The following is a 13,403-nucleotide window of genomic DNA, read 5'->3' on the forward strand; positions in this document are numbered from 1 at the left end:
GCAAAGATTATGAAACAAGTCTTATTTTGCATTAAAATGAGTATGAATTTTTTGTGCAATTCTAACAGAAATTCCTGAAACTTTTGTTAGATCTTCGAGTGAAGCACTGGCAATAACTTTAGCACTTCCAAAATGGTGAAGCAACGCACGCTTTCTTGTCGGGCCAATATTTTCGATTTTATCAAGTGGATTTTTAAATGCTTCTTTTTTGCGTTTTTTTCTATGAGTCCCGATTGCAAAACGGTGTGCTTCATCACGCAGGCGTTGCAAAAAATAAAGGATAGGGTCATGCGGAGGTAGAGTAAAGGGCGTCTTGCCTTTTATACAAAATCGTTCACGTCCCGCTCTACGGTCAACACCTTTGGCTATGCCAACAACCGTGATGAAATCATCTAATTTTAATTCAGATAATATTGTATGCACACTGTTTATTTGTCCTGCACCACCATCGATTAATACAAGATCAGGCCAAATAGGAAGAAGATCATTGTCTTGATTTTTTGTATTATTACTTTTATTGGGCAGACCATTCTCCTTAATAAGACGTGAAAATCTTCGTTTAATGACTTCTTTCATCATGCCAAAATCATCACCGGGTGTGATATCGGTCGAGCGAATATTGAATTTACGATATTGATTTTTAATAAATCCCTTTTGACCTGCAACAATCATCACGCCTACCGCATTTGTTCCCATAATGTGAGAATTGTCATAAACTTCTATACGGCATGGTGTGTGGGACAGTTGGAATATTTTAGCAAATCTCTGAAGTAATTTTGTATATGTAGTTATTTCAGCCAGCTTCCGTCCAAGTGCTTCATGAGCGTTAATAGAGACGTATTTAACGAGATTTTTTCGTTCACCTTTTTTGGGAAAAGAGAGCGATATTTTACGATTCGCTTTGAGACTGAATGCCTCCGTAAGAAGTGTTTTTTCTTCAATTTCTTCAGATAAAAGGATGAGTTTTGGCAGAGATTTATCATCATAGAATTGGGCAAGGAAACTCGCTAAAATTTCAGCACTAGAAAAAGATGGATCTGCTTTAGGAAAATACGCTCGGTTTCCCCAATTTTGTCCCATGCGGAAAAAGAACACCTGAATGCAGGACACTCCTTCTTGTTGCGCAATTGCAAATACATCTGCTTCTTTTATCGTTTGAGGGTTAATGCCTTGATGGCTTTGGATATGAGAGAGGGCTGATATGCGATCACGATAGGCTGCTGCTTGTTCAAAATTAAGATTTTCTGCGGCTTCATGCATAGCTTGAACCATATTATTTTTAACTGATTGGCTTTTTCCAGAAAGAAAAGCCTTTGCATTTTTCACCAACTCTCTATAATCACTATCACTGATTTTCTGTGTACACGGTGCAGAACATCGTTTGATTTGATAAAGCAAGCAGGGTCGTGTACGGTTTTTAAAAACTGAATCGGTACAGGTGCGTAAGAGAAAGGCACGTTGTAAAACATTTATTGTTTGTGTAACCGCCCCTGAAGAAGCAAAAGGACCAAAATAATGTGCTTTTCGTGTACGGGTACCACGATGTTTATAAAGTGCTGGTGCCAAATGATCATCAGTAATAACAATATAAGGGAAACTTTTATCATCACGTAGTAACACATTAAAACGTGGATGCAACCTTTTGATGAGATTAGCTTCTAAAAGGAGTGCTTCTGTTTCTGTTTGAGTGACAACAAATTCCATATGAAATGTCGCACGAATCATACGGGCAATACGATTATTGTGTCCATGTTCACGAGTGTAATTTGAGACGCGTTTTTTGAGATTACGTGCTTTTCCGATATAGAGAATATCACCGTTCTCAGCAATCATCCGATAAACCCCTGGTTTATGCGGAAGATGTTTGACAAACTCTTGTATGAGTTTGGCACCTTTAAATTGATTTTTATCATTTTCTTGATTGGCATTGTCCCATGTAATATGTGAGAGAAAAGAGAGCTTTTCTCTTTTATTTTTGGGGCAAGCTATGTTATTTTTCAGGATCATTCAGTTTATCCGGAAACATTTTATATTTTTCAGAGAAAATGCTCTTATCCAATACAATATTATTATTTATGTAATGATAGTTATTTTTTCTATAAATAACACATTATGTCATAAGATCATTCAATTTTGGTGTTATTGCTTTCCATAAAAAATGGGGTCGGCCTCTAAAAACAGTTTTACGAGTTTACTAATGTAGTTATTAATGATGAGAATTCACATTAAAATAAAGTTTGTTTAAAAAATAGAGTCTGTATTGCTAACTAAGATATGTATTCTAGGGTGAAATGATTTAAAAGGCTAAGAAAAAACTTAACTTAAGTATTGCGATATTTTTAAGCACCATAAGATTCTTGATTCTTACAAAAAAATTGATTTAATGTGGATAGTAGATGAAAAAACTAACATAATAAAATAAATGTTATTTTTGGATCCATTTATGAATTATTTGTGCGTTTTTATCTTGTCCAAGACGATTTATAAGAAACGGACTAAGTTTTTTAATTTCTTCTTCCAAAAGATAGGGAGGATTGATAACAATCATCCCACTTCCATTCATTGTAGGTAATATTGAACTTTTTCGAACACGCATTTCGAGTTGTAAAATTTTAGGAATCCCTGTTTGATAAAGTGCATGAAGAAAATTTTCAATTTCTTTATCATATTTAACAGGATACCATAAAGCGTAGATTCCTCCAGGAAAACGGCGATATGCTTTCATCAATCCTTCAATGAGTCGGGAAAATTCACCAGGTTTTTCAAAGGGAGGATCAACAAGGGTAAATCCACGTTTTTCTTTTGGTGGCAAATGCGCATTTAAAGTAAGCCAACCATCCAAATGCAGTACTTTTGTTTGATAATCACCAGCAAAATTTTTTGCTAAAATATGATAATCTTCATCATGCAATTCAATTGCGGTGAGTCGATCTTGTTTACGTAATAATTGACGAATAATAACAGGAGAACCAGGATAGAATAGAAATTCTTTTCTCCCTGCATTAAATGAATCAATAATGTTACTCCATGGACAAAGGAATGTTTTTAAATCTTCTGGGATAGGAGCTGAGAAAAGCCGTTGGATGCCTTCGCGCCATTCTCCTGTTTTATGTGCCTCTAAAGAAGAGAGATCGTACATGCCGATACCAGCATGCGTATCTATAACTCGAAAAGCTTTTTCTTTACGTTTGAGATATTCCACAATGCGGGTGACAATAATGTGTTTAAAAACATCAGCAAAATTGCCAGCATGATAAATATGCCGATAATTCATCAGTAAATTCTACCATCTATATGACTACTTGCTAAATTTTTCTATTAACATGGAATAATAGTTTTATATCAACAAAAAACTTTTTGTAGAGATCAAACAATTAAAAAAATATATACATCTATTAGGAAAACTAATAACACGGTTTTACAATTAGTTGCTATAATTTATATGCGTAGATCAATAACCAAAATTTCTTATCTTTTACCAGAGCAAAGATAAGAAGAGAGAAAAAGCTTTAATAGAAGCATTTATCATTTATTTTTATAAAAGAACTTTTTTAATTTCACCACCTTAAAAAGAAAATCATAGGCGATGTAAAATAACTGAATCACTAGTGAAAATCACTAAAAATTTGTAAGATAAATTTTTACATTAATCTATTAGATTTATCAACAATTTGAAAATTTATATATTTCAAGTGCCTAATAAAAATACTGTTAAATTGAAGGATTTCTTTCTTTAACAAAGTCGCTATGAAACTATGAAAAAGAACATTAAAAACGTTACCGTGATATGCAGATAGATTTTCATTGTGAGCGTTTAATAAAGTTTTTTTGAGGTTAGAGCACAAATTTCATATTTATGTATGAAATGACGAGGTTGTTATTTATGATATTAGCATATCATTTTTAAAAAATTGCATGAAAATATATAAGCTATGTTTGATAAATAGCACAAATATATTGCTATAGTTTTAGAAATAAAGGCTATGGTTATAGATATTTCTGTATTGTTTTAAAGAGATGAAGCAAAAGCGTTGGGTTTTTATTTTGTTTACGCGCGATATAGAGGTGACAAATGATGTCAAGGCGCTTACCACATCTTTATGAAAGGTAAATGAACGTGATAATATTTTTTAAATCAAGAGGGAGGAGAGTACAACATTTGCTTCTGTCTCTGCTACCTCGCTATCCAGTAGCTGAACATTGAGAAATTTTATAAATGGATCAAAATAAGAGAGCACCTGAAACATGGAGTATGTCTCTACTTCATGCTGTTAATTTAATAAAATTTGGCTGATTTATCAACTGCAATAACTAGTATATATTGTCTATGAAGCAATTGATGGTAAAATTCCTGTAATGTTGTATAAGAGAGTTCGTGAGAATGTTATTCGTAAAAGATGGATTTTAATGGGCTTTTAACGTCAGAGGATGTATCAATGAAAACTCTTTCAAGGATACATTTTCGGAGAATTTTTTAGATTTAACACGTAAAATCTTTGCGGTGGATTGTAATATTGTTCTTTACCGTAGCAGTGATTTACAAGAGATGTGCATAATTGCACAGGTAGCGTCATTTTAAAAAGGTAAAGCATTAAAATGTATCATAGTTCTTGCAGGAGGGTTTCACAATCCGATAAAATAGGAGGGACTGCTTGAAGAGAAAAATTTTCAGGTCTTTTGAGTTTTGTTTGAGGCGGTTTGTCATTTTTAACTTATCTACGTTTCTTATAACACACTAAGAAAAAGAGAAGAGAGGTTAAAAAGTTAGTTTACAATAAAAGGCATGTGATTGTCTTTAATTTGAGAAAAAAATATACGAGTAAGATATGATTATATTTGATACATTTCTTAAGAGTAAGCATAAATAAATGAACTAAACTTTAAAAGCAGTGAGAGAGAATAATGGGTAATATTTTTTCACCAACACATTTAATTATAATTTTATTGATTATCCTTGTGCTTTTCGGGCGTGGCAAGGTTTCTGAATTAATGGGTGATGTTGCTAAGGGGATTAAAGCTTTCAAAAAGAATATGAAGGAAGAAGAAGATAGTGTCGAGGTTAAGTGCGAAACGCCTGATATTTCTAAAACGATTGATGTTGAACCTCAACAATCTGAATTATTATCGGTGAAGTGTGCTGCAGCAGGCAGAAAAGCTTCTTCCTCTTCTAAAGGAGAAAAGACATCTGTTGCTAAAAAACAGCGTGTAAAATAATAAAGACGTGGTCATAATTGTACATTATTTTTTAATGAGAAAGTCGAGTATAAGCGATGTTTGGGATTGATGGACCAGAGTTTCTGGTGATTTTACTTGTTCTCATCGTCGTAGTTGGACCAAAAGATTTACCTAAAATGCTAAAGACAATGGCAAGGGCAATAGCTTATGTACGTTCAACAGCGAATGAGTTCCGTTATCAGTTTGATGATGCAATGAGACAAGTCGAGTTTGATGATTTACAAAAAACATTGTCGGATAATAGTGATCTAAATCTAAACAAGGAGTTGACAAGGATTTTTAATCCCATTCATGATATAGTAAGGGGGATCGGCGATAATTCTGATGTAAAGACATTACACCATAAAACAGAAAAAGATAAAGAAATATTGGTATGTGATCAAAATGGAGTCAATGAAGATTTAACTGTATCCGATAATCCTCATAGTTCTGGGAGTATTTCTTTAATTTCTAAAGATAGAGAAGGTGCTTCATGAATGTTAAGAAAGATGAAGTTGACGCCAATATGGCTCCACTTCTAGAGCATTTGATTGAACTTCGTCAGCGAGTTATTGCTACTCTGATCGCATTTTTGATAGCTTTTATTATGTGTTTTTTTGTCAAAGATTATATCTTAAATCTTTTGATATGGCCTTATCAATGCGCAATGAAAATATCAGGTGGTAATCCTGAAAGTATTCGTTTGCAATCAACACAGGTATGGGAAACTTTTTTAACGAAGATGAAACTTGCTGCTTTTGGAGCAGTTATTTTATCTTTTCCCTATACAGCTTTGCAGTTTTACAGCTTTATTGCACCTGGACTTTATAAAAATGAGCGTATGGCTTTTCTGCCATTTTTGATTGGTGGACCGATTTTATTTTGTATTGGGGGGGCATTTGTTTATGCACTGTTAGCACCAATAATACTTTGGTTTAGTCTTTCTCAGCAATTTCTTCCAGATGTTTATTTAAGGATAGAATTTATCGTCCGTATTTCGGATTATTTGAGTTTTATGACATCATTTATTTTAATTTTTGGTTTGATTTTTCAATTACCTCTTGTAATTAGTCTTTTAACAAAAATGAGCTTTTTAACTTCTCATGATTTGGTATCTAAACGAAAGTGGGCTATCCTCATCTCTTTTATAATTGCAGCGATAGTAACTCCATCGGATTTTTTTACTATGTTTGCAGTAGCCTTACCAACGATAGCTCTTTACGAGATCTCAATTTTAATTGCTTACTGTATAGAAAAGAGAAAAAAATCCTCTTAAAAGAAATTTATATCTTATGTGATAGGAAACGAACAGAAACGATGAAAATAAGGAATCTTGATGCTTGATATTAAGTGGATTCGTGAACACCCTGAGAAATTAGATAAGGCGCTGGAGAGTAGAGGTATTGAGCCGCAAGCGGAAAGCTTAATAAAGCTTGATCTTGAACGTCGGTTGCATGTTGCTAAAGTGCAGTCAGCGCAGGAGCGCCGCAATGTGATTTCAAAAGAAATAGGGCAAGCTTTAGCTGCGTGTGATCAAAAAGTGGCTGAACATCTTAGAGCGGAAGTTGAAGAGATTAAAGCCTTTCTTTCTTCTGCTACAGTGGAAGAAAAGCAGTTGACCGAAAACTTTGAGAAGGCTCTTTCAGCTCTCCCGAACATTCCATTGGATGATGTCCCAAGAGGTAAAGATGAAAGTGATAATGTTGTTATTCGGCATTTTGGAACACCTCCAACATTTGATTTTACACCAAAGGAGCATTTTGATCTTGGCCAAAATCTCAAACAGATGGATTTTGAGCGAGCAAGTCGTTTATCAGGGACGCGCTTTACAGTACTTTCACAAGAATTGGCACGGCTTGAACGCGCATTGGGCCAATTTATGCTTGATATGCATGTTGATGAGCATGGTTATACAGAAATTTCGGTGCCTCTCCTTGTTCGTGATGAGGTTGTTTACGGAGCAGCCCAGCTGCCGAAATTTGCTGATGATCTTTTTCGAACAACAGATGGTCGTTGGCTTATTTCAACAGCAGAAGTGCCGTTAACCAATTTGGTAAACAGTGAAATTCTTGAGATATCAGATTTACCCCTGCGTTTTTCTTCTTTAACTCCTTGTTTTCGCTCCGAGGCGGGAGCTGCAGGACGTGATACACGTGGTATGTTGCGTCAGCACCAGTTTTGGAAGGTAGAAATGGTATCCATTACCACTGAAGAGCAGTCTTTAATGGAGCTGGAACGTATGACAGAGTGTGCAGAAGATGTCTTGAAACGTCTTGATTTACCTTTTCGTACGGTAGTACTTTCTACAGGTGATATGGGATTTGCTGCACGTAAAACTTATGACATTGAAGTTTGGCTTCCGGGGCAAAGATGTTATCGTGAAATTTCCAGCTGTTCAGTTTGTGGAGATTTTCAAGGACGACGAATGAATGCACGATATCGTAAAGAAGGTGATAAAACATTGCATTTCGTTCATAGTCTTAATGGTTCTGGTACGGCTATTGGACGGTGTCTTATTGCTGTTCTTGAGAATTATCAGCAAGCTGATGGATCAATTGTTGTTCCAGATGTTTTACGACCCTATATGAAGGGCGTACGTTGTATTACTGCTTAATTTTATAAAAGGAAAAACCGATATACGTTATTGCTGAGAGATAATGACGTGCAAACACAAAGCTTTTCCATTTTAAAAAATGAGTTGTACGTACGATAAGGATGCCACTTCATTGGAGAATGAATGACACTATGGGGCAAAAGGGTATTTTACGATTTCGTGAAGAATTGGCAAGTCTTGTGCTGAAAATGCGTAGCAAAGGAATTGATGATGTTCGTTTTTTTTCAGCAATTGAGAAAATTCCGCGTCAACAGTTTGTTGCTTCTTCTTGGCTCAACAGTGCTTATGATAATAAAGTTATTCCTATTGAGTGTGGTGAATATATTGAGCGTTTAGAAGAGCAGCTTTTGATTCTTTCTGCATTATCGTTGAAAAAAAAGCATCGTGTTCTGGAAATTGGTACAGGATCTGGTTTTTGTACTGCTCTTATGGCGTGTCTGAGTGGTCGCGTAACAACAGTTGATCGTTATAAAACACTTGTTGATTTGGCACGCCAGAAATTTCAAATTTTGGGGCTTGAAAATATTGTTATACGGCAGCTTGATGGAAGCTGTATGATTACAGGTTTTGGGTCATTTGATCGTATTCTTATTTGGCCATCACGTTCCGATGAACCAAAGGAATTTTTAGACATTTTAACTGAAAATGGGATTCTCATTCAAGCTATAGGGCCTGATGAAGGGGTGCAAACGATGACGCGCTATACGAAAATTGGCAATCGATTTGAGTGTTTAGAAATGTTTCAAGTACGTTATCAGCCTTTTATTAAAGGTGTTGCAGAAATACTTTAATTTTTGAGATTTAAGGTATTTTCAAACTATTTTACCTTTTTATTTTATGATGAATTCATTTTGATTTTATTATAAAGATATTTATGAATAAAATGTCTAATTTTAACTCTTAGGTAATATTAGAAAGCTTTAATAGAGTGAGTTGAGTATTGACGAGTGAGCAAAACTATGTGTTTAAAAGTTTTGAGTAATATTTTTCAGCGTAATTTTCATGGAATGGCTTTTTTAGCGGTGATAACAATTTTTTCAGGGTGTAGTTCCAATACTCAGCGCTTCACTAATATTTTCTCTCATCATGCGGTATCTACCCGTTCAAATATGTCTGCAACTATGCCTACAGATTCGCAAATGCTATCATACGGTGGTATGATAAAAAGTACTGAATTGCCACCTATGGATCCGAGTAATGATTCATGGGCAGATGACGATAGTTCGTATATTTCCCAACGACAAGGTGGAGCTTCTCTTGATAGCCGGATCATGGGAACACCGCCACGCAATCTTGGAACCCTGTCTCGTTCACAAATGGATAATTCTCCTATTTTTCGACGAAACTCTTATATTGTTCAGAGTGGAGATACTCTGTTGAGTATTGCACGGCAAATTGGAACCAGTGTTGAAGCGTTAAAATTAACAAATGGTATAAGCAATAATTCCATCTATATTGGTCAGGTACTTATGATCCCTCAAAAGCGTACAGCAGCAACTTCAAATGTTCACAATGATGATCGGGTTGCATCAACACCAGAATCCTCATATCAGTTTCAAATCAGATCTTCCATAAAACACAAGAAGGATCTACCTTATAAAAATCCTATAACATCCGTACCTTCTGTAAAAATTAATAAGCCAAATGTTATGCAGAATTCTTCCAGTCAGATGCCCTCACGGAGCTATGAAACAACTGCATTAGATACGGCGATGAATACGGATAATATTGTTACTCCGCAAGCCACAGGTATTGCTAAGATGCGTTGGCCAGTACGAGGACGCTTATTAAGCCAGTTTGGTCAAAAAAAAGGAACAGCAACTAACCGCGGATTAGATATTGCTGTGCCTGAAGGTTCATCGGTAAAGGCAGCAGAAAATGGTGTCGTTATCTACGCTAGTGATGGGTTAAAAGAGCTAGGCAATGTTGTTATGATTCGACATGAAAATAATATTATTACTATTTATGGATGTAACAGTAAGCTTGTTGTTAACAAGGGACAAAGAGTGCGACGTGGAGATGAGATTGCTAAATCAGGTGTTTCAGGGAATGTTAAAACTCCACGCGTTTATTTTGAGGTACGTAAGAATTCATTACCTGTTGATCCTATAAAATATTTAGAAAACTAATTTATGATAAATTTATTTTAAAAGCTTGTAGTTTATGTGGATTTTAGGCAAGCTTGAATACATAGTATGTCAATAGAAAAAATTGTTTTGTATCATTAATTTTTCCAGTTAGTAAGGACATTTATGTTTATAAAATATAGAAAGAGAAATAAATCTGTTTCTTAAAAGTTTTTTCTTATTGCCTTCTATTTCTTAAGGATTTATCTCTTTATCTATAAAGCTGTGATTACATTGTGTCGTTGTCACTTTGTATGACAGATTCTCTAGGAAAGTTTTTTGAGCCGAAAGTTTATTTTAGTAGAGTGGGAAATACCTAAAGATTAATCTATAGGAGATAGAAATGTTTATTACTAACGCTTATGCTCAAGTCACAGGCGGTGTTTCTAATGGGACCTCACTTATTAGCTTTGTCCCGTTGATTTTGATTTTTGCAATTATGTATTTTTTTATCATTCGCCCCCAGCGTGCGCAGATAAAAAAGCGTCAGGAAATGCTTAATGCTGTGCGGCGTGGTGACACAGTTATAACGGGTGGTGGTATTATCGGCAAGGTTACGAAAGTTTACGATGAGAGTGGTGAATTAGAAGTTGAAATTGGTGGTGATATGCGTGTTCGCCTTATACGTTCAACGTTAACTGATGTTCGCGTTAAAGGAGCACCCATTGTAGAAAAAAAATCAAAACCCAATACTAAACCAAGAACACCACAAAAATTTAAATCTAAAAATAGAACAAAGGAAAGTGTAAATATATCTAAAGAGAAAAAAGCTGTATCAAAGGAAGACCAATCTTAAACTATAGTTTTAGTTTATTACATTATTTTACAAAGTAATTTGATAGGAATGATTAGCTCTTATGAAGATATTCATTGGAGAGAGGGTAGTCGATAAAAGAACATGATTTCTTTTATTTCCTGCAAACTATTAAAAGCAGTTACTTTTGTAAAGAATGATAACGGATTCTACTATCTTTTGAACAAGCTTGCTATTTTATGCATCAGAGGTTGCCTGTTTTTAATCAATAGGCTCGAGATAAGTTTCTCGATAAATATGTTTAAACGAATCAGATATTTGACAACATCTTACTACAACTTTTTTATAATATCTGAAGCAGATTTGCAATCTATTGCTTGCTGTGTTGTCAAAGCAGTACTTTGTAGGAAAGATTTTGCATCAATATTGCTATACGGGTTATGTTTATTATAGATCTTTTGCTGATTTTTAGAGAGGGAAGAAAAATGCAAATTGGGTTTTCAAAAATAAAGGATGCTTATTAATGTTTCATGCAATTCAAATTCGTGAAGCGCATTTTCCAGGACGTGCACCTATTGATGCTTATGGAAATGGTGGATTTCGTTTTGCTGATATGTCACATAGAGGGTCTATTATTTGTGTACCATCAGGTATTTATGGTATTGATATGGTAGGGCCTATTCCTACTCAAGAGGATATAGCTCGTATTTTAGAAGAATCATCTGAGATTGAAGTTTTGTTAATAGGTACTGGAGTTCAATTATTGCGATTACCTGAAGAGTTACGGGTACTTTTATGGGAAAAGCGTATTTCAACAGACACAATGAGTACAGGAGCAGCAGTGCGTACATTTAATGTTTTGTTGGCGGAAGATCGTGCAGTTGCTGCGTTATTGTTTGCGGTAGAATAATATTTTATTTAATAAAATCATTGTTTTTTTTAACATAAAAGAATCCTTATAATTATTGGTTCTATTCAATTTTTTATTCCAATTCCTTATTTTAAAACTTTTTTACCGTTTCTATAGGCTGATCTTCGATCAGTATAACGCACGCTGCTCATTTATATTCCTCTACTACGTTTTTACCTTACACGCATCGTATTTGAATTGTTCTAAACCAACAGGAAATGGCTATCAAATGTCTAATATCTCTAACAGCGCATCAGTGTTTTCAAATATTTTACTTTTTCTCTCATTGAGTTCGTTTATAGTTTAGCACATGTGCTATTGAATATTTAAATATTGAAAGACAAACAGCTCTCCTTACTTATACGTAAAAGTGCCATACGCATGAGATTTGAGTACTTATATCCCATACAGTTCAAAGTGATTATTACCTGATTTTTCATTTGAGTAGGAATGTGTGTACGAAGGATGTACTTTCATGGTCATTTTCTCATTTATTAACTTTATTCTCAAGTGGTTGCATTGTAGATTGTAGTCAACTTTTTAGAGAATAAAAATGCTTTTGGTGTTTGGTACGGATAAAAACATACCTAGAAAAGAGTTTTTAGTTTATAATAATACATTTGATAGAGACACATTTAAAAAATTTATTTTCTTAGTTGTATTTTTTCGCTCTCCACTTTTAAATATGAATAAAAATAGAATATGAATTGCTAAAAAAGGAAGTTAAGTAAGTGTTTATAAAATGGTAGATTTTCTTCCTTATTATTTTGATATTTTACGTGCCACAGATCGTGATCGTTATATGTCGGTTTTATTCGCACCTAAAAAAAAGCGCAGGGCATTGGCAGCTCTTTACACTTTTAATGTAGAAGTTTCTCGTATTCGCGAAACTGTCCACGATCCGCTTATTGGTGAGATACGATTACGCTGGTGGTATGATTGTATTGCTCATGGTGAAATGAAAAAGAGTAAAAATAATCCGATTTTGGAAGATTTATTTACAGCAATAACTCTTTTTAATCTACCTAAGACAGCTTTTTTACGTTACTGCAATGCACAGATTTTAGATCTTTATCACAATCCAATAGAAACTCTTCATGATCTCAAATTCTATTGTGGTGAAACAGCGAGTATAATTTTACAGCTTTCTTGTCAGATATTGGATCCTGATGTCGCACAAGATTTTACAGATGTTTATAAACATGGAGGGATTGCTCAAGGATTAAGTGGTGTGTTACGTTTATTATCATTCATGCAATCTCGATATCAATATTATTTACCTGCTGATATATTAAAGGCTGTAGGTGTAGATAGGAGAGATTTGGAGTCTTATCGTGTCAATAACGAACAAAAATGCCACATTATTGAAGCTATGGTAGCGTTATCACGAGATCATTATATTAAGTTTTATGAATATTCTGGAGCTTTGCCTAGAATGCTTAGACCAGCATTTCTTCCATTAGCAATTATACCAGCTTCTCTTCAAAAAGCATTGCAGTTAGGAGCTACAGTTTTTCAAGAAAACGCAACTTTACCACTGATTCGTCGCTATTGGTTGATAACAAAAGCAGCGATAAGCGGTGATTTCCCAAAAATATTATTAGGATAAAAGAATATTATTTTAGAATAGCAGAATCAGTAAAGCTCTTGAATGTAAGCGTATATTATGAATGCAAATCTTTTTTCCCATTTTGGCAACACTGCTAATGCGTAAATTCAGATGGTTTTCGAGCAGTTAAAAATTAGTTTATGGTGGAGAAGATGAAGTGGATTCTTTGCAGTGAT

The 13,403-nt window shown here is 34.5% G+C and carries 11 protein-coding genes; 9 read left to right on the forward strand and 2 right to left on the reverse strand.

What is annotated here, in order from left to right; all coding sequences use genetic code 11:
- Window positions 1–21: 21 nt before the first annotated feature.
- A complete protein-coding gene (gene uvrC / locus HWV54_RS06220) occupies window positions 22–2,007 on the reverse strand; it encodes an excinuclease ABC subunit UvrC (RefSeq protein ID WP_005865623.1) in 1,986 nt (661 codons plus the stop codon).
- Between the two features lie 418 nt (window positions 2,008–2,425).
- Window positions 2,426–3,274 (reverse strand): 23S rRNA (adenine(2030)-N(6))-methyltransferase RlmJ, encoded by an 849-nt coding sequence (locus HWV54_RS06225; protein WP_005865621.1) that lies wholly within the window; start codon window positions 3,272–3,274, stop codon window positions 2,426–2,428.
- A gap of 1,628 nt (window positions 3,275–4,902) precedes the next feature.
- On the opposite strand from HWV54_RS06225, the gene tatA reads away from it, so the two are divergent.
- The 9 genes from tatA (at window position 4,903) to HWV54_RS06270 (ending at window position 13,227) form a co-directional block, all read left to right on the forward strand.
- Entirely contained in the window at window positions 4,903–5,214 is a 312-nt protein-coding gene (gene tatA / locus HWV54_RS06230) for a twin-arginine translocase TatA/TatE family subunit (RefSeq protein WP_005865619.1), read from the forward strand.
- A gap of 56 nt (window positions 5,215–5,270) precedes the next feature.
- Window positions 5,271–5,711 carry a Sec-independent protein translocase protein TatB gene (gene tatB / locus HWV54_RS06235; RefSeq protein WP_005865618.1) on the forward strand — a complete coding sequence of 147 codons (441 nt, stop codon included), beginning with the start codon at window positions 5,271–5,273 and terminating at the stop codon, window positions 5,709–5,711.
- Entirely contained in the window at window positions 5,708–6,490 is a 783-nt protein-coding gene (tatC, locus tag HWV54_RS06240) for a twin-arginine translocase subunit TatC (RefSeq protein ID WP_005865616.1), read from the forward strand. The genes tatB and tatC overlap by 4 nt, the downstream gene beginning before the upstream one ends.
- A gap of 60 nt (window positions 6,491–6,550) precedes the next feature.
- Window positions 6,551–7,828, forward strand: coding sequence for a serine--tRNA ligase (serS, locus tag HWV54_RS06245; protein ID WP_005865614.1), 1,278 nt, complete (start codon window positions 6,551–6,553; stop codon window positions 7,826–7,828).
- A 131-nt stretch (window positions 7,829–7,959) separates the two neighbouring features.
- Complete coding sequence (locus HWV54_RS06250; protein WP_005865612.1) at window positions 7,960–8,619, forward strand: protein-L-isoaspartate(D-aspartate) O-methyltransferase; 660 nt, start codon at window positions 7,960–7,962, stop codon at window positions 8,617–8,619.
- Window positions 8,620–8,787: 168 nt separating this feature from the next.
- The gene (locus HWV54_RS06255) at window positions 8,788–9,957 is read left to right on the forward strand and encodes a M23 family metallopeptidase (RefSeq protein ID WP_005865610.1); all 1,170 of its coding nucleotides are present in this window, start codon (window positions 8,788–8,790) and stop codon (window positions 9,955–9,957) included.
- 340 nt (window positions 9,958–10,297) lie between these two features.
- A complete protein-coding gene (gene yajC, locus HWV54_RS06260; protein WP_005865608.1) occupies window positions 10,298–10,750 on the forward strand; it encodes a preprotein translocase subunit YajC in 453 nt (150 codons plus the stop codon).
- Window positions 10,751–11,231: 481 nt separating this feature from the next.
- The gene (locus HWV54_RS06265; protein ID WP_005865606.1) at window positions 11,232–11,618 is read left to right on the forward strand and encodes an Mth938-like domain-containing protein; all 387 of its coding nucleotides are present in this window, start codon (window positions 11,232–11,234) and stop codon (window positions 11,616–11,618) included.
- 742 nt (window positions 11,619–12,360) lie between these two features.
- Window positions 12,361–13,227 (forward strand): phytoene/squalene synthase family protein, encoded by an 867-nt coding sequence (locus HWV54_RS06270; RefSeq protein ID WP_005865602.1) that lies wholly within the window; start codon window positions 12,361–12,363, stop codon window positions 13,225–13,227.
- The last annotated feature ends 176 nt before the right edge of the window (window positions 13,228–13,403 follow it).

This window comes from Bartonella alsatica, assembly GCF_013388295.1.
In the GTDB taxonomy this organism is placed as follows: domain Bacteria; phylum Pseudomonadota; class Alphaproteobacteria; order Rhizobiales; family Rhizobiaceae; genus Bartonella; species Bartonella alsatica.